21 protein-coding genes are annotated in these 21,738 nt (G+C 36.0%); 14 read left to right on the top strand and 7 right to left on the bottom strand.

What is annotated here, in order from left to right:
- Positions 1-154: 154 nt before the first annotated feature.
- From OD90_RS05760 to OD90_RS05750, 3 genes are all read right to left on the bottom strand, one after another.
- The gene (locus OD90_RS05760) at positions 155-1,945 is read right to left on the bottom strand and encodes a DUF885 domain-containing protein (RefSeq protein WP_144667881.1); all 1,791 of its coding nucleotides are present in this window, start codon (positions 1,943-1,945) and stop codon (positions 155-157) included.
- A gap of 173 nt (positions 1,946-2,118) precedes the next feature.
- Positions 2,119-3,303: a pyridoxal phosphate-dependent aminotransferase gene (locus tag OD90_RS05755; protein WP_144667878.1), complete on the bottom strand. Its 1,185-nt coding sequence runs from the start codon at positions 3,301-3,303 to the stop codon at positions 2,119-2,121.
- 107 nt (positions 3,304-3,410) lie between these two features.
- On the bottom strand, positions 3,411-4,511 hold the full coding sequence (locus tag OD90_RS05750) for a fatty acid desaturase family protein (protein ID WP_144667875.1): 1,101 nt from the start codon (positions 4,509-4,511) through the stop codon (positions 3,411-3,413).
- Between the two features lie 201 nt (positions 4,512-4,712).
- On the opposite strand from OD90_RS05750, the gene rsmG reads away from it, so the two are divergent.
- The 5 genes from rsmG (at position 4,713) to dnaG (ending at position 10,117) form a co-directional block, all read left to right on the top strand.
- A complete protein-coding gene (gene rsmG, locus OD90_RS05745) occupies positions 4,713-5,342 on the top strand; it encodes a 16S rRNA (guanine(527)-N(7))-methyltransferase RsmG (protein WP_144667872.1) in 630 nt (209 codons plus the stop codon).
- 137 nt (positions 5,343-5,479) lie between these two features.
- Positions 5,480-6,040, top strand: a complete 561-nt coding sequence (locus OD90_RS05740) for an RNA polymerase sigma factor (RefSeq protein ID WP_144667869.1) — start codon at positions 5,480-5,482, stop codon at positions 6,038-6,040.
- 11 nt (positions 6,041-6,051) lie between these two features.
- Entirely contained in the window at positions 6,052-6,813 is a 762-nt protein-coding gene (locus tag OD90_RS05735; protein ID WP_144667866.1) for a hypothetical protein, read from the top strand.
- Positions 6,814-6,862: 49 nt separating this feature from the next.
- The gene (locus OD90_RS05730; protein WP_144667863.1) at positions 6,863-7,963 is read left to right on the top strand and encodes a hypothetical protein; all 1,101 of its coding nucleotides are present in this window, start codon (positions 6,863-6,865) and stop codon (positions 7,961-7,963) included.
- A gap of 186 nt (positions 7,964-8,149) precedes the next feature.
- A complete protein-coding gene (dnaG, locus tag OD90_RS05725; RefSeq protein ID WP_144667860.1) occupies positions 8,150-10,117 on the top strand; it encodes a DNA primase in 1,968 nt (655 codons plus the stop codon).
- Here the strand turns inward: dnaG and OD90_RS05720 are convergent.
- On the bottom strand, positions 10,114-10,752 hold the full coding sequence (locus tag OD90_RS05720; RefSeq protein ID WP_144667857.1) for a response regulator: 639 nt from the start codon (positions 10,750-10,752) through the stop codon (positions 10,114-10,116). The two genes, dnaG and OD90_RS05720, sit on opposite strands and share 4 nt — an antisense overlap.
- A 124-nt stretch (positions 10,753-10,876) precedes the next feature.
- Positions 10,877-11,668 carry an NAD(+) synthase gene (nadE, locus tag OD90_RS05715; RefSeq protein WP_144667854.1) on the bottom strand — a complete coding sequence of 264 codons (792 nt, stop codon included), beginning with the start codon at positions 11,666-11,668 and terminating at the stop codon, positions 10,877-10,879.
- 107 nt (positions 11,669-11,775) lie between these two features.
- On the opposite strand from nadE, the gene gldB reads away from it, so the two are divergent.
- From gldB to OD90_RS05700, 3 genes are read left to right on the top strand one after another with little or no spacing between them, the layout of a single operon-like run.
- Positions 11,776-12,729 carry a gliding motility lipoprotein GldB gene (gene gldB / locus OD90_RS05710; RefSeq protein WP_144667851.1) on the top strand — a complete coding sequence of 318 codons (954 nt, stop codon included), beginning with the start codon at positions 11,776-11,778 and terminating at the stop codon, positions 12,727-12,729.
- Positions 12,730-12,733: 4 nt separating this feature from the next.
- A complete protein-coding gene (gene gldC, locus OD90_RS05705; RefSeq protein ID WP_144667848.1) occupies positions 12,734-13,075 on the top strand; it encodes a gliding motility protein GldC in 342 nt (113 codons plus the stop codon).
- Positions 13,072-13,434 carry a GTPase gene (locus OD90_RS05700; RefSeq protein ID WP_144667845.1) on the top strand — a complete coding sequence of 121 codons (363 nt, stop codon included), beginning with the start codon at positions 13,072-13,074 and terminating at the stop codon, positions 13,432-13,434. Before gldC ends, OD90_RS05700 begins: the two co-directional genes overlap by 4 nt.
- Positions 13,435-13,446: 12 nt before the next feature.
- On the opposite strand, the gene yihA is transcribed toward OD90_RS05700, so the two are convergent.
- Both yihA and OD90_RS05690 read right to left on the bottom strand, forming a co-directional pair.
- Positions 13,447-14,055: a ribosome biogenesis GTP-binding protein YihA/YsxC gene (gene yihA / locus OD90_RS05695; protein ID WP_144669643.1), complete on the bottom strand. Its 609-nt coding sequence runs from the start codon at positions 14,053-14,055 to the stop codon at positions 13,447-13,449.
- Between the two features lie 88 nt (positions 14,056-14,143).
- The gene (locus tag OD90_RS05690; RefSeq protein WP_144667842.1) at positions 14,144-14,908 is read right to left on the bottom strand and encodes an alpha/beta fold hydrolase; all 765 of its coding nucleotides are present in this window, start codon (positions 14,906-14,908) and stop codon (positions 14,144-14,146) included.
- A 399-nt stretch (positions 14,909-15,307) separates the two neighbouring features.
- Here OD90_RS05690 and mraZ point away from each other — a divergent pair, with 399 nt between their 5' ends.
- From mraZ to mraY, 6 genes are read left to right on the top strand one after another with little or no spacing between them, the layout of a single operon-like run.
- The gene (gene mraZ, locus OD90_RS05685) at positions 15,308-15,778 is read left to right on the top strand and encodes a division/cell wall cluster transcriptional repressor MraZ (RefSeq protein WP_144667838.1); all 471 of its coding nucleotides are present in this window, start codon (positions 15,308-15,310) and stop codon (positions 15,776-15,778) included.
- Positions 15,765-16,661: a 16S rRNA (cytosine(1402)-N(4))-methyltransferase RsmH gene (gene rsmH / locus OD90_RS05680; RefSeq protein WP_144667835.1), complete on the top strand. Its 897-nt coding sequence runs from the start codon at positions 15,765-15,767 to the stop codon at positions 16,659-16,661. Before mraZ ends, rsmH begins: the two co-directional genes overlap by 14 nt.
- 44 nt (positions 16,662-16,705) lie before the next feature.
- The gene (locus tag OD90_RS05675; RefSeq protein WP_144667832.1) at positions 16,706-17,029 is read left to right on the top strand and encodes an FtsL-like putative cell division protein; all 324 of its coding nucleotides are present in this window, start codon (positions 16,706-16,708) and stop codon (positions 17,027-17,029) included.
- Positions 17,030-17,035: 6 nt separating this feature from the next.
- The gene (locus OD90_RS05670; RefSeq protein ID WP_144667829.1) at positions 17,036-19,027 is read left to right on the top strand and encodes a penicillin-binding protein; all 1,992 of its coding nucleotides are present in this window, start codon (positions 17,036-17,038) and stop codon (positions 19,025-19,027) included.
- On the top strand, positions 19,024-20,487 hold the full coding sequence (locus tag OD90_RS05665) for a UDP-N-acetylmuramoyl-L-alanyl-D-glutamate--2,6-diaminopimelate ligase (protein ID WP_144667826.1): 1,464 nt from the start codon (positions 19,024-19,026) through the stop codon (positions 20,485-20,487). The genes OD90_RS05670 and OD90_RS05665 overlap by 4 nt, the downstream gene beginning before the upstream one ends.
- Complete coding sequence (gene mraY / locus OD90_RS05660) at positions 20,487-21,725, top strand: phospho-N-acetylmuramoyl-pentapeptide-transferase (protein WP_144667823.1); 1,239 nt, start codon at positions 20,487-20,489, stop codon at positions 21,723-21,725. Before OD90_RS05665 ends, mraY begins: the two co-directional genes overlap by 1 nt.
- Positions 21,726-21,738 lie beyond the last annotated feature (13 nt).

The following is a 21,738-nucleotide window of genomic DNA, read 5'->3' as shown; positions in this document are numbered from 1 at the left end:
CAACCTATAGATTTATCTCAGCTATAGTGCGATGTAATATAAGTTTACGCTTTCGCGAAAGCGGTATTACATAAAAAGCCTTTTAGAATACAATAGTGCTCTAAAAGGCTTTTATCATAAAGCTGTCAGTAATTAAAAGCAACTGTTAGGCTTGTTATTTTGCACTAGCGATCCAATTATCAATTTTTGATTCTAAAAGTGCAAGTGGGATACACCCTGTTTCTAATACTTCTTTATGAAACTCACGAATGTCAAATTTATCGCCCAGTTCTTGGGTAGCACGTTCACGCAATTCTCGTATTTTTAATTGTCCTATTTTATAAGAGAGCGCTTGTCCGGGCATGGCCATATAACGCTCAATTTCTGAGGTGATACCTGCCTCACTTTCGGCTTCATTTTCAAGGCAGTAAGCAATAGCTTTTTCACGGGACCACCCTTTAGTGTGTATACCCGTATCTACCACTAATCTTACGGCACGGTGCATCTCTGCGCCAAGTGTTCCAAAATATTGGTATGGATCTGTGTAAAGTCCAAGTTCCTTCCCTAGAGATTCCGTATAAAGAGCCCATCCTTCACCGTATGCGCTATACCAAAGTGTTTTTCTAAACTGCGGTAAGGTTTCACTTTCTTGAGTAAGCGATATTTGAAAGTGGTGTCCTGGTATCGCCTCGTGTAAAAACAGTGATTCATCTGAATATACATTATAGGTTTTAGCATCAGGTATTGGCGTGTAAAATATACCTGGACGGGTTCCGTCTAAGGATCCTGGGTTGTACTCTGCACTTGCAGATTTTTCACGAAACTCTTCTGTGCGTCTTACCTCAAAAGCCGTTTTAGGCTGTACGCTAAATAGCTCATCTACTTGAGGCTTGATAGTTTCATGCATCGCCTCAAAGTTGGCAATAATCTCTTCTGGAGTGCTATAAGGCATCAATTCCTTATTTGTACGTACATCGTCAAAAAATGCTTTTAAGTCCCCTTTAAAGCCCACTTGTTCTTTTACTTTTTCCATTTCTTTACGAATGCGAGCCACTTCACTTAGTCCAAGCTGATGAATCTCATCTGCAGTCATGTTTGTAGTGGTATAGTATTTAATTGCATAATCATAATACTCAGATCCTTGTGGTAAATCACTGTATCCAGAACTGTCACGACCTGCCGCTAGGTATTCATCTTTTAAAAAGTTGCTCAACTTCGTGTAGGCAGGGATGATTTTTCCTTCAATCATATTTTTATAATCCGTGCGTAGTATTTCTTGGTCCTCCTCAGAAATGCCTTCTGGAAAATTAGTCACAGGTGTGTAGAATAAATGGTTCTCTACATCTGCTGTAGTCATTGCGTCCATTTGAGGGATCACCTTCTTAATAAGAGATTTAGGAAGCACATAGCCTTCTTCCATTCCCTTGCGCATATTTTCTTCTGCACTGTTAAGCCATACCAAATACTCATCTACTCGAAGTTGCCAGTTGCGGTAATCCTCTAGCGTTTTAAAAGGTTGAGCACTAGCACCACTTGCAAGCTGACCAAACATAAGATGTGGGGACCACATTTGATCAATAGGAGTGAGGTCTTTTTTAAACTTCATTCCCTCTAGATTCACGTCAATATCCCAGAGTAATACTTCTTTACTCATTTGCTCCGTATCCGTGAGATTTGCATCATCAAAACGCATCACTGCCTTACGATATCTATTGTAATAGGCAGTAAGCTCTTCCTTATACTCATCTGAGAGTACATCTGGAAATTTATCGTTATAGCGATTGTCACCAGACATAGTGGCATTAAGCGGATTTAATTTTAACCCCTCCTCATAATACTCATCAAGCATGGAATTAAATTCCATTGACGTTTCATTTACTACTTCCTTCTCGGTCGTAGCAGTGTTCTCACTTTTACAGGCAATGAATGTTATTGCCAGAAGTAAGGTGTAATATTTAAATTTCATAGTGTTACGCTTTCGCGAAAGCGTACTCAAAAGAAGTAGCAACCCTCGCAGATTTAAGCTACTAAGATACAATTTGACACTTGTCTATGGAATTTGTAGTTCTAAAACTTATAAAATAAAATGCCCTATTCTTTTTGAAATAGGGCATTGAAGTATTTAAAAACTACAACGAATTAAGAAACAGCTTCTTTAATACGTTGTATTGCTTCTTTGATACTCTCTGTACTTGCGGCGTATGAGATACGGATACAATCTGGCTCTCCAAAAGCAGCTCCAGTCACCGTTGCTACATTTGCAGCCTCTAGTATATACAGTGAGAAGTCTGTTGCATTTTCAATTTTCTTACCGCCAAATGTTTTTCCAAAAAACTCAGAAACATCTGGGAATACGTAAAAAGCACCTTCTGGTTCATTGCATTTAAAACCAGGGATCTCTGAAAGCAAGTCTAAAATAAGCTTACGCCTATTTTTAAACTCATCTATCATGTATTTGATTTTACTTACTGGAGCTTCTAGCGCTGTAATTACTGCGCGTTGTGCAATACAGTTAGTACCGCTTGTAATTTGCCCTTGCATTTTATTACAAGCTCGGGCAATATATTCTGGACCGCCTATATAACCTACTCTCCATCCCGTCATAGCAAAAGCTTTTGAAACGCCATTTACGGTAACTGTACGGTCGTACATATCTGGAAATTGTGCCATACTAGCATGAGCTCCCACATAATTGATATGCTCGTATATCTCATCACTTACAACAACAATATTAGGATACTTTACAAGAACATCTGCTAGTGCCCTCAATTCCTCCTTGCTGTAAATGGATCCAGAAGGATTACAAGGTGAGGAGTACCAAAGCATTTTTGTCTTTGGGGTGATGGCAGCTTCTAGCTGCTCTGGTGTCATTTTAAAGTCTGTCTCTATGGAAGTAGGTACTTCTACGGGTACGCCTTCTGCAATTTTTACAATGTCTGAATAGCTCACCCAATACGGACAAGGAAGTATCACCTCGTCACCGGGATCGAGCATTACAAGCGCAATATTTGCAAGCGATTGCTTAGCACCTGTAGAAACTACTATCTGTGATGGTTTATAGGAAAGGTTATTGTCACGTTTAAATTTTGTAATAATAGCATCCTTAAGCTCTGCATAACCATCTACTGGAGTGTACGAGTTATAGTTTTGATCTATAGCATCTTTAGCAGCCTCTTTAATAAAATCTGGAGTATTAAAGTCAGGTTCACCAAGACTTAAGCCTATGATATCTTTACCTTCTCCTCTTAATTCTCTTGCTTTTGCAGCCATAGCTAGGGTTGCAGATGTTGCCATTTCAGTTACGCGGGTAGATAGTTTGTTCATGCTTAGCGGTCGTTTAGTCGTCTATTAATTTAAAAATGCAAGTTACTAAAAACGCCAAATCCTTTGAGGATTTGGCGTTTGATATTTTAATAAATTTTATATTATAATTAAGCAGTCATCGCAGGTTTCATCCCCATCTCTCTTAGGTGACTAAAATGAGCTACAAGAGCCTTTCTAGTAGTTTTATACTCATGGTAAGGCAAGTTAAATTCCTTGGCTGTCTCTTTTACTATCTTACTAATTTTGGTGTAGTGAACATGACTAATATGTGGGAAAATATGATGCTCTACCTGATGATTAAGCCCTCCAGAAAACCAATTCATGAGTCTATTTTTAGTGCTAAAATTTACAGTAGTAAATAATTGGTGTATTGCCCAAGTGTTTTTCATAGTACCTGTCTCATCTGGCAATGGCATGTGTGCATCTTCTACCATGTGTGCTAATTGAAAAATAACACTTAAGATAACACCAGCAACGTAGTGCATTATAAAAAAGCCAAGAAGTATTTTCCACCAAGGAAGATCTATAAAAATAAGTGGGATCACAATCCACATTCCTAAGTAGATTGCTTTGGTAATAAGTAGTGTGCTCCATTGTCTTACAGGGCTTTGTAATTTTCCGTAGGATAACTTACGTTTCATGTACCTTTTCATCTGGAAGAAATCTGTCGTGAGTGCCCAGTTAAAAGTTAAAAGACCGTATAGGAAAATAGAATAATAATGCTGGAATTTGTGCATCCAGTGCCACTTACCATGTTTAGAAAAACGTAGCACTCTTCCAGCTTCCATATCTTCATCGTGCCCGTGAATATTAGTATAGGTATGGTGGAGTACATTGTGTTGTACTTGCCAGTTATATACATTTCCAGCAAGAATATAAATACTACTACCCATTAATTTATTGACCCATTTTTTGCTAGAAAAAGAACCGTGATTCCCATCATGCATGACATTCATACCTATTCCAGCCATTCCAACACCCATTAAAATGGTAAGGAGTAATTGTAACCATCCAGGCATATCAAGCGTAAGAAATAGAAAGTAAGGGACTAAGTAAATAGCAAACATAAAAATTGCTTTGACGTAGAGTTTCCAATTACCTGTACGTTTAATGTTGTTATCTTTAAAGTAAGAATTTACACGTTTATTTAAAGTTCTAAAGAACTTAGCAGAGTCTGTGCGAGAAAATTTAATGGTTGTTGTATCCATATCTTGATGTATTACTTGATCATAGCGCAAAATAGAAGTTATTATTGTGCAATATGATCCTATGTTTGGATTCGCTTTCGCGGAAATTTTAATTTCAATCTATAATTTCGTAAAAATAACATTTAATACGTATGACCACCATGAACCTGCGTTAAATTACTGTCTGATTTATGGTACTTTTGCAACAATAGTCTATCATTTATGGAAATCATTACAAAATACTTCCCAGATCTCACAGATACTCAAGTCGAGCAATTTTTGAAACTTAAAGACTTGTATCAAGACTGGAATCTTAAAATCAATGTAGTAAGCCGCAAAGACATTGATGAAATTTATATGCGTCACGTACTTCATTCTTTAGGTATTGCAAAAGTCCAACGTTTTAATCCAGGGTCAAAAATTTTAGATGTGGGAACCGGTGGTGGTTTTCCAGGTGTACCACTCGCTATATTACATCCAGAATGCGATTTTCATTTAGTTGACAGTATCGGTAAAAAAATTAAAGTCGTAAATGAAGTTGTGGAAGGTCTCGGTCTCACTAATGTGAAAACCACTAATGATCGAGTAGAAAATGTTCCCGGTCAGTATGACTTTATCGTTTCAAGGGCTGTAGCCCAGATGGAAACTTTTGTAAGATGGGTAAAAGGACATATCGCAAAAAAATCTACTCATGAATTAAAAAATGGAATCCTTTACCTTAAGGGTGGTGATCTTACAGAAGAATTACAAAAATATACGACTGCAAAAATTTATGAACTTCCTTCATTTTTTGAGGAAGACTTTTTTGAAACAAAAAAGGTCGTTCATCTCCCCATGAAATATAAAGGATAAAAACTTCTTGAAAATTATAACAACTCCCAAACCCTTTAAAATAGAAATTTTAAAAAGTTTGGGAGTTTTTTTTTTGAACTGAGGCAACTATTTTTAAAATAGTGACGTCTATATAAATAGAAACGCATCAACTACTAATGAAGGTCATACAGTTTAATACAGAAAAGCAACTCATAAAGAAGTCTATTAAAGGCCACAGAGATGCTCAGCATAAACTTTATGAGAAGCATGCGCCTAAAATGTTAAGTGTATGTCGCTATTACATTAAAGATGTACATCAGGCAGAAGAAGCCATGTGTAACGGATTTTTAAAGGTTTTTACAAAACTAGAGTCTTTTAATGATGAGGGTAGTTTTGAGGGATGGATAAGAAAGATAATGGTAAGGGAGAGTATATCTTATCTACGCACTGTAAAAAAATTATATTTTTCTGAGGATGGGGAAGTTGAAAGTAGTGAAGCGATAAATAATATACAAACAGATTTTGAGGTTGCTCATCTTCAAGAATTAATAGATAAGTTACCAGAAGGGTATAGAGTAGTTTTTGTGATGTATGCTATTGAAGGTTATAAACATCAAGAGATTGCAAAAACACTGGGTATAAGTGAGAGCACATCAAAGAGCCAACTGTTTAAAGCACGAAAGCGATTACAACTGCAACTGGACAAAGAATTAAATACTAGCCTGCAAGGCATTTAAATTAGACAAAGATGAACTTTGAAAATAATATAAAACAAAAACTAGAAGCTAGGCGTATTACACCTACTGCATCTGCCTGGGATAGAATTGAAGGTAAACTCGCTGTAGAGAAGAATAAAAACAAAAGCCAGAGGAAGTTATGGATAGGTATTGCAGCTAGCTTTATTGCAGGTATAAGCATTGCTACTTTTATCTTCAATAATGATTCAAGAGGATTACTTCAAAACCAATATGTAGAGAATACCGATACTTCCGTTGAAACAGATCAAAAAATAAGAAATCCAATCTTTAGCCAAGAGGAGGATGACAAAGAAGAATTATCGACTCAAGTAGCAGAGATAATTGAAGATGATGAAGAACAACCTAATGCTGCCGTGGCTAGCAACAAGAATCTCAAGAGGCCTATTATTAAGAAGTCTTCATCTATAGCAAATGTTCAAAACACAGTTGTAGTAGCGCAAACCGATGATGTACATTTAGAACAAACAAGTCTAAAAGATATAAAACTTGGAAATACCAAGATTCAAAACTCATCGGTAGAACTAAGTAATGCTGTTGCCGCTTTCGAAGCAAATCAGTTATTAGATGCAGCCTTTCGTGAGATAACTAATGATAAGAAATTTGATACAAGTACCACAAACTTTGATGCTCATGCGATGCTGCTAGATATAGAAGCAGAAGTAGACCCAGATACTTTTAAGGATAAAATATTTCACACTTTGAAAGCTAATTTTAATAAAGCAGTAGATGCCGTAGCAGCAAAAAACAATTAATTAGAATCATCAATAAACGCGCTTTACAGCGCTCAAAAATCAAACAATTATGAAATCAATTATTAGACTTGCCCTCGCGGCGACACTGGCAATCTTTGCCCAAACTTTAACTGCTCAAGACTCTTCAGAGAAAGAAGTTTCAGGAATTAGGAATAAGCAAAATCAAATAGAGTATCTCAAAGAAAAAAGAGAAGAGCTTATTAACGTCGAGAAAGAATCCCTTAAAAGGCGTGTGATGTTTTTAAATAAACAAGTTGAAAGCGGAGAAATTACAAAAGAAGAAGCAGAGGAACAGAAACTCGCTTTTGCAGAGAAAGTAGCCCTTAATATCAAAAATGAAACTGCAATTATTGATAACAAGATTGAGCTAGTCCAGAGAAATGGAAAAATTAATAATGACGTTGGATCACAAGTTGTTTTTGATATGGGTACGGATGGTGATGATGGTAAAAAAACATATGGTATTACAATAAATGATGGTAAAGTAGGTGATACAAAGGAATATGATAAAAGAACGTACAGTGAGTTAGTGATTGCGTTCGGACTCAATAATGGTATTACTGAAGTGGATAGTGAAATAGGGGACCAATTTTCAATAGGAAGATCTCGCTTCTTTGAGTTAGGGTATGCATGGAAAACAAGAGTATTTGAAAATTCTGGCGCGTTACATTTAAAATATGGACTTTCTCTACAAACAAATAAGTTATTCAAGAAGGAAAATGAACGTCTTGTAGTTTCAAATGATATGGCTAGTTTTGAAGAGTTTCCAGAAGATTTGGATAAATCTCAATTAAGGTTCTCAAATTTAGTAGTGCCAATTCATTTTGAATTTGGAGGATGGAAAAAAGAACAAAAAGAAGATTATGTAAGATATAGACTTGCAAGGCAATTTAGAATGGGAATTGGAGGATACGCAGGTTTTCGTTTAGGAACGCAGCAAAAACTCAAGTATAAAGTGGACGGTGAACGTGTGAAAACAAAAGAGAAAACAGATTTTGGAGGTGATAATTTTGTTTACGGATTTAGTAGTTACATAAGATTATCTGGGGACTTAAGTTTGTATGGAAAATATGATTTAAGTTCAGCGTTTAAAACCGAAAATCTTGGGGAGGTAAACAACTTGTCTTTAGGTTTACGTTGGGATTTGTAATATTTTTTGAGTGTTAGTCTGGGTTGTTTGCGCTTTCGCGAAAGCGTAGATATCCAAAATCTTAAAATAGCCTAGACTCAATGGAGTTTAGGCTATTTTTATATCTCTATTTAAGTATTATTGGGTTGTAATTTTTTAAACTATTTTTACAAACTGTTTTATTTTTAACTCAGATAATATCCTCCTTTGATAAGTAAAGAAACCATAGCTAAAGTATTTGAAACTGCTCGAGTAGAGGAGGTAATAGGTGACTTTGTTAATCTTAAAAAATCTGGCTCTAATTTTAAGGGACTCTCTCCCTTTACAGATGAAAGGTCACCAAGTTTTATGGTATCACCTGTAAAACAAATTTGGAAAGATTTTTCAAGTGGAAAAGGTGGTTCTGCGGTTTCGTTTATAATGGAACATGAGCATTTTACGTATCCAGAAGCAATAAAATATCTTGCTAAGAAGTATAATATTGAGGTAGAAGAAACTGAGCAAACAGACGAGCAAAAAGAGCAGGCAAACGAGCGGGAAAGTATGTATCTCGTAAGTGAGTATGCACGAGATTATTTTCATAAAACGTTACTTCAAACTGAGCAGGGAAAAGCGATAGGTCTCTCCTATTTTAAAGAGCGAGGCTTTACAGATGAAACTATAGAAAAATTTGAGCTCGGATATAATCTTGATCAATGGGATGCATTTACTGGAGAGGCTCTTCGTAAAGGATACAAATTAGAATTCTTAGAAAAAACGGGACTTTCCATAGTAAAAGAAGAGAAACAATTTGACCGATTTAAAGGAAGAGTGATGTTTCCAATACATTCCATGAGTGGCCGTGTCTTAGGTTTTGGTGGGCGAATATTGGATAGCAGTAAAAAAGCGGCAAAATATCTTAACTCTCCAGAGAGTGATATTTATCACAAGAGTAAAGTGCTCTATGGTATTTATTATGCAAAACAAGCGATAGCAAAGGAAGACAATTGCTACCTCGTTGAAGGGTATACAGATGTGATTCAAATGCATCAATCTGGAATCGAAAATGTTGTTTCTTCATCAGGAACAGCGCTTACAGCAGATCAAATACGATTAGTAAATAGACTTACAAAGAATATTACGGTACTCTTTGATGGTGATGCCGCAGGAGAGCGTGCTGCCATAAGAGGTATTGACCTTATTCTAGAGCAGGGGATGAACGTCAAAGTGTGTTCTTTTCCAGAAGGAGAAGATCCAGATTCATTTGCTCGAAAACATTCTAGAGATGAAATTCTCGACTATTTTAAGGAGAACGCTCAAGATTTTATTCAGTTCAAAGCAAACTTACTTGTAAAGGAAGCCGCTGGAGATCCAGTAAAAAAAGCTGGAACTGTGCGAGATATGGTAGAGAGTATTTCAAAAATACCCGATGCTATTAAACAAGAGATTTATATCCAAGAGTGTGCTAGAATAATGGATATTTCTGAAAATGTGTTGTATAATACTCTTGCTCAGATTTTAAATAAAAACAGAAAAGAGTCCTCAAAAAAAGCTCCAATTAAAGCTACAGGTGAAATGTCTGTAGTTGCAAACGAAGCTGTTTCTAGGTCAGAAAAAATAAATGTTCTTTATGAGTTAGAACGGAAACTTATCGAAGCATTACTACTTTACGGTCATAAGGAAGAAGATTTTGAAGACCTCGTTATGACGGAAGATGATCATGGCAACGTAAAACTTGAGCCAGTTGTGCATACATCAAAAGTTTTTGAAAAAATATATCTAGACCTACAAGATGATGAGGTAGAGTTTACAAATGATCTTTTCAAGACACTATACGCAAAAATCGTGGAGCGATTGCATGCAGACCCTAACTTTCAAGTTCAAAATTTCATCAATGAGTTAGCGCCTGAAGAAGCATCAGAAATCTCAAATATTATTCTCAACGATGAGAAGTATGAATTGCATCGCTGGGATACTAGAGAAGTGTATGTCCGTAAAAAAGATACCTCTATATCACAGTTTGTTTCAGAGACAGTGTTAAGTTTGAGAAAATACCTGATAACACAAAAGATAAAGGATTTAATGGAGCAAACTCAAAACAGCTCTGAAAATAATGATATTATCAAAGACATTCTCGATTATCAATCTCTCAATACGCTGTTAGGAAATAAATTAGGAAGGGTTTTATCAGTCTAAACGTGGCTGCTTTGTAGCAAACGTGCATGTTTAATGAGTTCTGCTACGTTTTGTGCTTCGAGCTTTTTGAGAAGTCTCATTTTATAAGTGCTCACTGTTTTCTCGTTAATATTGAGTTCGTGGGCAATCTCTTTGTTGCGTTTTCCATTAGATAACAAATTAAGAACCTCAATTTCTCTGCTGGATAGTTTTTTGTATTTATAAGCGAGCCCTTGTCCAGCGTTACCTTCACTAACTAATTGCTTGCTCAAGGATTCATTAATATAGATTCCACCGCGTTGAACTTGATTAATAGCATCAAGAACTCTTTGTATAGAAGCTGTTTTGCTTACATAGCCAGCTGCCCCATATTTTATAGAACTTAATGCATACATCTCTTCTGGATGGCAGCTTAATACTAATATTTTAATGTTAGGAAATTCACGTTTTATAGCCTTTAGAGCTGTAATACTGTTGAGGTTAGGTATATCAATTTCTAGAATAAGTAAATCAACCTCTTTTGAGTTTAATGTCTCTAAAAGATCATTACCATCTTGCACGGAGCCAATGACTTCGAAATTACCTTCAGCTAGGAGTATTGATGATATTCCTTTTCTAGTAATTGGATGGTGGTCTGCAATTAAGACTTTGTTCATTGTTTATTCTTTGACGAGTAAAATAGGACAAGTAAAGAAGGGAATAAACTTGCATCTTTTGTTTTACAAAGTAACTCAATTGGTAGAAAAATTGAAGTTATTGAAAACAAAATCGACAAGAGGTTCACTTCTTAAGATTAACGGGTATTTTACAAACAGGGATAGGATTCATTTTATGGAGGTTTGCCGTGTTTAATTTTTTGTATAATTTAAAAACTCTAGCTTGCTCACCATTAAAATCATTTGCTGTATGACCATTTTCATCTTGGAGCATTGCCCATTCTAATTGATCATATGACGCACCTATTTGATCCTCATCTGTGCGATCGTCCCCCCAAAGGCCATCCGTTGGAGCCGCATTTAGAATACTTTCTGGCACACCCACTGCTGAAGCTAGTTTGAAAACATCAGACTTCATAAGGTCTGCAATAGGACTTAAATCTACACCTCCATCTCCATATTTTGTATAAAAGCCTACGCCGAAATCTTCCACCTTATTACCAGTTCCAGCAACTAAATACTTATGTAATCCTGCAAAATAATAAAGAGTGCTCATACGTAATCTTGCACGTGTATTTGCGAGACTTAAATTAAGCTGCTCGCTATTTTCTACTATAGGCAATGCCTTTTTTAGTTCTTCAAAGGTTTCTGTAAGATTCACTTCAAGATTTGTCACATTTGCAAATCTTTTTTTGAGTTGATTGATGTGCTCCTTTGCTCTCGATACTTGACGCTCATCCTGATGTATAGGCATTTCTATACAAAGAACTCGTAAGCCAGTTTTTGCACAAAGAGTAGAGGTAAGAGCACTATCTACACCGCCACTTATACCTATAACAAACCCAGACATGCGAGCATTTGTGGCATAATCTTTTAGCCAGTTAACAATGTGATCAACTACTTTTTGAGTTTGCATATCGCGTATATTTATGGTTTATAAATTTGGTATTTTTACAATTAGTTTAAAGCTTATAACATCTTTCGAAAGAGCCATACATTAGCTATTATAAAGATACAAACTCTATGAAGAATCTACTTATGCTGTTTTTACTTTCTGTGTTCTTTTTGGGATGTGCAGAAGAAGTTAAAATCCCATCAGAAATTGAAAATCAACCTGTAGATATGGAGGTAGTCAGATTTGATAAAGAATTTGCTGCAGCAACAAATAGCGATCTGTCGGAGTTGACCACTCGCTACCCCTACCTTTTTTCAAAAAAATATCCAGATGAGTATTGGTATCAAAAATTTAAGGATACTATCCAGCTAGAGTTAAACACAGAAGTTCTAAAGGAGTTTCCAGATTTTAAAGAGGAAAAAGAATCTTTACAAGACTTATTTAAACATATTACGTACTATTATCCTCAGGTGACAGTTCCAAAAATAATAACGATAACCTCAGAGGTAGACTATCGTAATAAGGTCGTACTTGCAGATAGTCTACTGGTAATAGCACTAGATACATATTTGGGAGCAGAACATCATTTCTATACAGGCATCCCAAGATTTCAATCAAAAAACTTTAGAAAGGAACAAATTGATGTAGATGTGGCTGCCATATTTGTAAAAGGTGTAGTTTCAAAACCAAAGAATATCGAATTTCTATCTGAAATGATCTACGAAGGTAAAAAGCTTTTTGCAATGAAAAGATTACTCACTTTAAAGCCAGAGTATGAGATAATGGGTTACACAAAAGAAGAACTAAACTTTGCCCAACAGAACGAAAGAAATATATGGGAATATTTTATTAAAAAAGAATTGCTTTATAGTACAGATCGCAAACTCTTGAGTAGATTTATGAACCCAGCGCCTTTTTCAAAGTTTTATTTAGAATTTGATAACGAAACTCCAGGGCGTATTGCTAGGTTTATTGGGTTTGAGATTGTAAAGTCTTATATGGAAAATAACGATGTTCCACTTAAAACAATGCTCATTCAAGATGCAGCCACTATCTTTGCAGCGGCAAAATATAAACCGTAATACAATGGCAGTAGCACATAAATCTGATATAAAAATTGCAATAGAGCTAGATGAAAATCGAGTTCCAGAAAAAATGGCTTGGACAGCTCGTGATGGAGGCGTTGCAAATGAGGAAGCCAAAGCGATGTTATTATCCTTATGGGATCACAATCAAAAAGAATCTGTGCGTATTGATTTGTGGACAAAAGATATGCCTGTAGATGAAATGCAAATTTTCTTCCACCAGACACTCGTTGGGATGACAGATTCTTTTCGTAGAGCAACTAACGATGATAAAATGGCAGACACGATGAAAGATTTTTGCGATTACTTCGCTAAGCATCTTGATCTAGAAAAGAAAAAGTGATTAAAAAATTCCTCTTTGTTTATAATGCAAATTCAGGAAAGCACAATGCTTTGCTAGATGTGGGGCATAAACTTTTGAGTCCTTCAACTTATAATTGTAATCTGTGTAGTCTAACACATGGCATTTTAAAAGAGAAGAAAGAGTGGTTACGCTTTCGCGAAAGCGTAAGTATCCCATTTGAATTTTTACATAAGGATGAGTTCTTAAAGAAATATAATTCTAAGTGGTTGCCTAAGTATAGTTTTCCAATCCTTTTAATTCAACGAGCTGAAGAGATAGAAGTAGGAATAACAACTGAAAAAATGAATGCTTTAGATTCTATAGACAAACTAATTGATGAGGTAAAGAAATTGATTTAAGTCTAAGCTTTTTTATGACAGCTTAAGGTTTGAATTTATGTCATCAATATAACTGAGAATTTCCTCTTGGCCTTCACCAGACGAAGAACTACTTACAAAATAGTTAGGGAAGTCCCACCAAATACCATCAAGCATTATTTTTTTATAATTTTCGATATTGCGTTCAAGTGCCTGCGGTCTTAACTTATCAGCTTTTGTGAAAATAATGGAAAAAGGGATTTCGCGTTCTCCTAAATACTCCATAAATTCCAAATCAATCTTTTGCGGCTCGTGACGACAGTCTACCAGAACAAATGCAGAAATCATTTGCTCTCGTTTTTCAAAGTAATTTGTGATAAATCTTTGAAAGGTTTTCTTATCTTTTTTAGACACTTTAGCATATCCGTAACCTGGGAGGTCCACTAAATGCCAATTTTCATTAATAAGAAAATGATTTATGAGCTGTGTCTTCCCCGGACGTCCAGATGTTTTTGCTAGGCTTTTACGATTAGTAAGCATATTAATGAGAGAAGATTTCCCAACGTTAGACCGACCTATAAAAGCATATTCTGGGAGTTTAGTTTTGGGACACTTTGCTACTTCAGAGTTGCTTACAACAAATGTTGCAGATTTAATTTTCATACCTACAAAAATAGACATTTACTTACCAAGTAGCTCAATTAAGAAATAATCAAAAAGGAAATATTGTTGTGCGAAATAACTACTACACTTAGAATCCTCTTTGTTTAAGCCAGTCTAAAAGAATGGTGTTAAATTCTTCTGGTTTCTCCATCATTGCAGCATGGCCACACTCATCTATCCAATAAAGATTTGAGTCTGGTAATAATTTATCAAAATCTTCAGCTACTTCTGGAGGAGTTACACCATCTTGTCTACCCCAAATAATGCAAGTAGGAGTGTTCATCTCTGGCAGATCTTGCGCCATGTTGTGACGTATTGCACTTTTTGCAATTGCAAGGGTTTTAAGAAGCTTATTGCGGTCATTAACCGTGTCATAAACTTCATCTACAATTTCTTTTGTAGCGCATTTAGGATCATAAAAAACCCCCTCGGCTTTTTTCTTTATGTAATCGTAATCTCCGCGTTTTGGATAACTTTCACCCATCGCACTTTCATATAGACCAGAACTACCTGTAATAACAAGGCCTTTTACGTATTCTGGATGCATTTTTGTATGATATAACCCAACATGTCCACCCATAGAATTTCCTAAAAGAATAACTTCTTCGTAGCCTTTCATTTTGATAAACTCGTTGAGGTATTTTGCAAAACTTTTTACACCGGTTTTTACAAGAGGCATTGTGTATACAGGAAGTTCTGGTATCACAACTTTATATCCCTTTTCAGAAAAAAAAGTAGTTACTGCGTCAAAATTACTAAGACCACCCATAAGGCCATGCAAGATGATTATAGGTGTGCCTTCGCCTTTTTCGAGGTACGTAAATTTTCCTTCGGTTGTAAGTTTGTGTTCCATAGAGTTGGTTAGACGTCAGTTCTAGCAAATATAGCTATTTAAGATAGATTGTAAATTTTTTTTCCAAATGCTATTCATATTAAAATAAGCCATGTATTTCAGACTATATTTAATTGATTAAAAGCGTTTTGTATTTTTTCATACCTAAGTAATGTGCTTTCTGATCAATTAGTTATCTACTACTATCTTATGGGTAAATGAATAGTTTTTTCCGAATTGATGGACGATAAACGCGTACGAGTAGGTCTTCCATATCACCTTCGTTAAAGCAAAAGCCCAAAATGTTGTTAATAACCGCTTGTAAGTGGGGTAACTTATTAACAAAGTGGTAAAATGTGGTAATATGTGGTAATATTTGTCCTATATTTGAGTTAAACAAAATAAACTAATCAATTCTAAGTGCTTAATCTCATTGGAACATATGAATGTAAAATTGATGCTAAAGGTAGGCTTATGCTACCGGGAGCGTTCAAAAAACAGTTGGCCCCTATTCTTCAAGACGGGTTTGTGTTAAAGCGTGCTGTGTTTCAAAAGTGTCTTGAATTGTACCCTATAGCAGAGTGGAATACACTTAGCGCAAAAGTAAATAGGCTTAATCGTTTCAATAAGAAAAATGATGAATTTATACGTCGTTTTAATGCTGGGGTTAAACCTGTAGATGTCGATAGTACGGGTAGGATTTTAGTTTCAAAAGACCTTTCGTCTTTTGCGGGTCTAGAGAAGATGATCGTAGTAAATGCAGCTTTCAATATTCTCGAGATTTGGGATAAAGATTTATATGAAAAAGCCATAGATGAGGCAGCGGTAGACTTTGCAGATCTAGCTGAAGAGGTTATGGGAGATAGCGATATACCAGATGAATTATCATAATCCAGTTTTATTAAAAGAGACCGTTGATGGTCTGGATGTAAAGCCTAATGGGGTTTATGTAGATGTTACGTTTGGGGGTGGTGGGCACTCTAAAGAAATATTGAGTAGGCTTAATGAGGAGGGAAGGCTCTTTGCTTTTGATCAAGATCCAGACGCAGTACGTAATGATTTGAATGATGAACGCTTTACTCTCATTCCTGAAAATTTTAGGTATATCAAGCGCTTTATGCGTTTTCACGGAATTAAAAAAGTAGATGGGATTTTAGGTGATTTTGGAGTGAGTTCACATCAATTTGATGTGGCAGAAAGAGGATTTTCAACTCGTTTTGAAAGTAACTTGGATATGCGAATGAATCAGAAGGATGTGCTCTCTGCATATAATGTTATTAACGATTATGAGGAAGGTCAGCTCAAACAAGTGTTTTATCAATATGGAGAACTACGCAATGCGCCAAAACTAGCGAGTGCTATTATGCAGGCTAGGCAAGTGAGTCACATACAAACTAGTGAGCAACTAAAAAAAACGCTAGCCGCTTTTCTGCCAAACCATAAAGCACATAAAATTCTTGCTCAGATTTATCAAGCCATACGTATTGAAGTAAACCAAGAAATAGAGGTATTAAAAGAATTTTTACTGCAAACTGAGCAGTTGTTAGAAAGCGGAGGTCGTATAAGTTTAATTAGCTATCACTCATTAGAAGATAGATTAGTAAAAAGATATATCCGTAACGGAATGTTTGAGGGTGAACCTGAAAAAGATATGTACGGGAATTTTGAAGTGCCGTTTAAAAAAGTGGGTAAGCTTATCATTCCTTCTAAAGATGAAATAAAAGTTAATAATAGAGCTAGAAGTGCAAAATTAAGAATAGCAGAAAAGATATAGTTTTCTTACGGCTAAACCATTTTCTAATCCCCTAATAAAGAGAAATGAAATCAAATATTAATAATATTCTTAAAGGAAAATTTCTAGTAGATGAAGACTCTGTAAAGAACTGGCGTATGATCATTTTTCTCTCAGTACTGGCGCTTGTGATGATTGCTAGCTCTCACAAGGCAGATCAAAAAGTATACGAGATAGCTCGCCTAAAGGAGCAGGTTGCTGAGTTAAGAAGTGAGAGTGTTGATGCAAGAGTGAATTTATGGAAGTTGAAAACAAATAGCAGTGTAGCAAGGTCTTTAAAAGGACGAGGCATAAAACCAGCAGATATACCGCCAAGAAAGATAAAGGTGAGATCAATAAAAAGTAGATAACCACTCGTGGCAGCAAGAGAAAAAGACATATTGAATCGTTTATATTTTGTCGCAGGATGTATGTTCATCCTGGCGATTATTGTTGGGTATAAGCTTGTAGCAATACAAATTTTTCAAGGTGATAAGTATCGCGAGATGGCGGTAAAGAGCACAGAAAAAATGGATATTATTCCCGCAACAAGAGGGAATCTTTATGCAGAAGACGGGAGTTTACTTGCTACTTCTCAAATTAAATATGATATACGATGGGATGCCATTTCCCCTTCAAATGAAGATTTTAATGAGCATATTGTGGGTCTTTCTAAGGGCCTTTCAAAAATGTTAGGTAAAACACCTGCATATTATGAAAACAGACTTCGTAAAGCTAGGTCAACAAAAAATAGATATTTATTCATAGCTCGAAAGTTAGGGTATGCAGATTATATAAAATTAAAAGCATTACCACTTTTTAATAAGGGTCAATACAGAGGTGGTGTGATCGTAGAGGAACATACAGAGCGCGAGCATCCATTAGAAAAAATGGCAGAGCGTACGGTAGGTTATGAGCGTCAGGATGATAGTGGTTACTATACTCGAGTTGGTTTAGAGGGTGCCTATGGTTCTTATTTAAGAGGGAAGGAAGGGCGTCGTCTTAAACAAAAAATCGCAAATGGAGAATGGAAGCCTATAGGCGTAGGTAATGCTGTAGACCCTCGCGATGGCTACGATGTAATTTCTACTATAGATGTAAATATTCAAGATGTCGCACATAACGCATTATTGAGTAGTCTACAAAAGTTTGAGGCAGATCACGGTAGTGTAGTGGTAATGGAGACTGGGACTGGTGAAATTAAAGCTATCTCAAATCTAGGGCGTACATCAGCGGGAAAATATTATGAGAGGCTTAATTATGCAGTAGGTGAATCTCACGAGCCAGGGTCAACATTTAAGCTGATGTCTATGGTCGCTGCGCTTGAAGATAAGGTCATAGATTCTAGTACCGTACTCGATACAGAAAATGGTCGTGTGAAATTTTATGATCGTACTGTTTATGACTCAAAATGGGGTGGCTACGGTAAAATTACGGCTTCAAAAGCATTTGAGCTTAGTAGTAATACAGCTTTCGCCAAAATGATTAACGAAAGTTATAAAGATAATCCAGAGCAATTTTTAAAGAGGCTTTTTAATATGGGTCTCAACGAAAAGCTGGGATTGGAAATAAAAGGAGAAGGTGTTCCAAAGTTTCCTTACCCAGGCGATGATAATTGGTACGGTACTACATTGCCGTGGATGGCTTTTGGGTATGGAGTTCAGCTCACACCATTGCAGACCCTCACTTTCTACAATGCAGTGGCTAATAATGGTGAGATGGTGAAACCTCGTTTTATTAAAGAGGTTAAGGAATGGGATCGTAGTATAGAGCGTTTTGATAAGGAAGTACTTAACTCCCGAATTGCATCGCAAGAAACCATAGGTGCTGTAAAGCAAATGATGAAGAATACTGTAGAACATGGAACGGCAAGCAATATTTATAGTCCAGAATTTTCAATGGCTGGAAAGACAGGAACTTGTCAGGTAGAATACTGGATTGAACCAGGTAGATATATCTCTTCTTTTGCAGGGTATTTTCCGGCAGATAATCCAAAGTATTCTTGCATTGTTGTGGTGCATAAGCCTAAAAAAGAATTAGGCTATTACGGTAATATAGTTGCTGCTCCGGTTTTTAAAGAGATAGCTCAAAAAATTTATTCAGATACTCCGGTAGTTGACGAGCTAGCACTTCCTATGAAAAGTTCAACAGTTGTCGAGAATGATTACCAGCGCTACTATGCAAATGTTAATAAGGGCTTTGAAACAATTCCAGATGTAAAAGGAATGTCAGGTATGGATGCAGTCTCCTTGTTAGAAAACTTAGGGCTCAGTGTACGCTTTCGCGGAAGCGGGAAAGTGAAAAGCCAATCTCTAAAACCTGGATTAAAACTAGAAAAAAACAAACCTATAACCTTAGAATTATCGTGATCGTACTGAAGGATATTTTATATAAAGTGACCCTCGAGTCTGTAGTAGGAACTACGGATATTGCTGTTACAGATATGCATTTTGATTCTCGTGAAGTGGGACTCAATGATGTATTTGTTGCTATAAAAGGAACTCAAAGTGATGGTCATGTATTTATAGATAAAGCAGTAGATCAAGGGGCTATTGCTATCATTTGTGAAAAGTTACCTTCGAAAATAGTTAACGGTGTCACATACGTTCAGGTTCTAAATAGCGCGAGTGCACTTGCTACGATGGCTTCAAATTTTTATGGAAATCCATCAGCTAATCTGAAACTTATAGGAATTACAGGCACAAATGGTAAGACCACAATAGCAAGTCTTTTGTATCAACTGTTTACAAAAGCAGGTTATAAAACAGGATTATTATCGACTGTAAAAATTATTGTTGATAAGGATGAATATAAAGCAACGCATACAACACCTGATAGCCTAACGATTAATAAATATTTGGCAAAAATGTCAGAAGTGGGTGTAGAATTTTGTTTTATGGAAGTGAGTTCTCACGGTATCGACCAGAAACGTACAGAAGGATTGCATTTTGAGGGAGGAATATTTACAAATCTATCGCACGATCACTTAGATTATCACAGTTCTTTTGCAGAGTATAGAGATGTAAAAAAGAAATTTTTTGATGAGCTGCCCAAGACTGCTTTTGCCTTGGTGAATATAGATGACAAAAATGGACTCGTGATGTTGCAAAACACAAAGGCCAGAAAAATCACCTATGCTCTAAAATCTTATGCAGATTATCGTGCGCAAATTCTAGAAAATCAACTTTCAGGTCTTTTACTCAAAATCCAAGACCAAGAAGTTTGGACAAAGCTTATAGGTGCTTTTAATGCATATAATTTATTAGCAATCTACGGTACGGCAGAGTTGCTCGGATTAACTCAGATTGAAGCATTACAACTTTTAAGTGAGTTAGAAAGTGTTTCAGGTAGATTTCAATGTATAGTTTCTCCTCAAAATATTACTGCCGTCGTTGATTATGCGCATACTCCAGATGCTCTTAAAAATGTATTAGAAACAATCAATGATATCAGAACAAAAAATGAATCTTTAATTACAATTATTGGAGCTGGTGGAGATCGTGATAAGGCTAAACGCCCTAAAATGGGGCACATAGCTAGTAGCTTAAGCACAAAAACTATAATAACCAGTGATAATCCCCGCACAGAAAAGCCAGAAACTATTATTGCGGAGATCGAAAATGGAGTAGCACCTCATAATTATAAAAAAATTCTTACGATAACGGATAGAAGGCAGGCTATAAAAACAGCTTGTCAATTAGCAAATTCTGGAGATATTATACTTATAGCAGGGAAGGGTCATGAGAATTATCAAGAAATCAATGGAGAGCGCTTTGATTTTGATGACTTTAAAATCGTACAAGAAACTTTAAAAACACTAGATAAATAATGCTGTATCATCTATTTCAATGGTTAGACGAAGCTTATAATGTACCTGGTGCAGGCTTATTTCAGTTTAGTACGTTTAGAGCTGCCCTCGCAATATTGCTTTCCCTTACATTATCTACAGTTTACGGAGAGCGTATTATTAAGTTCTTACAGCGTAAGCAAATGGGAGAACAAATAAGAGACTTGGGGCTTGATGGGCAAGCAGAAAAGGCTGGAACTCCGACAATGGGAGGTCTCATAATTATAGCCTCTACTTTAATCCCTGTGATCCTTTTTGCAAATCTTGATAACATCTACATCGTACTTCTCATAATTACAACAGTATGGATGGGAATCATCGGTTTTATTGATGATTATAAAAAGAAAATGGAAAAGAACAAAGAAGGTCTTTCTGGTAAATATAAAATTATAGGGCAAGTAGGACTTGGAATTATTGTGGGTACAACCATGTTTTTTCATTCTGACATTACAGTTAGGGAGGAAATAAAAAGTTACAAAGGATCAGAAAAAGTAGAAATAACTCAAGAAAAGCGTAGTGATAAATTCACTAAGGGAGTAAAAAGTTTAAAAACCACACTGCCATTTACAAAGAACAATGAGTTTGACTATGAGGCTATTGTTACTGCCATTAATGAAGACTGGAAAGATTATGCCTGGTTGCTATTTATACCTATTGTAATAATTATTATAACTGCAGTATCTAATGGGGCAAACCTTACAGACGGTATTGATGGTCTAGCTGCGGGAACAAGTGCGATAATTGTACTTACGCTTGGAATCTTTGCTTTTGTTTCAGGTAATATCATTTTTAGTGATTATCTCAATGTAATGTATATACCTGGTACGGGAGAGATGCTCATATTTATTGCAGCCTTTGTGGGGGCTCTAATTGGGTTTTTGTGGTATAATGCCTATCCAGCGCAAGTTTTTATGGGAGATACGGGTAGTCTAACTATCGGCGGTATTATCGCTGTTTTGGCAATTGCTACTCGTAAAGAGTGGCTTATTCCTATTTTATGTGGAATTTTTTTAATGGAGAATTTATCTGTGATCATGCAAGTAGGATATTTTAAATATACCAAAAAGAAAACAGGAGAAGGTAGACGTATTTTTTTGATGTCACCTCTCCATCATCATTACCAAAAAAAAGGAGTCCACGAGAGTAAGATCGTCACCAGATTTTGGATTGTAGGTATTTTACTTGCGGTCCTGTCAATTATAACATTAAAAATTAGATAATTCGCTTTCGCGA

Origin of the sequence: Dokdonia sp. Hel_I_53 (assembly GCF_007827465.1) — a bacterium.
Taxonomy (GTDB): domain Bacteria; phylum Bacteroidota; class Bacteroidia; order Flavobacteriales; family Flavobacteriaceae; genus Dokdonia.
Note: the sequence above shows the minus strand (reverse complement) of the source record. Positions and strands in the feature narration are given on the sequence as shown.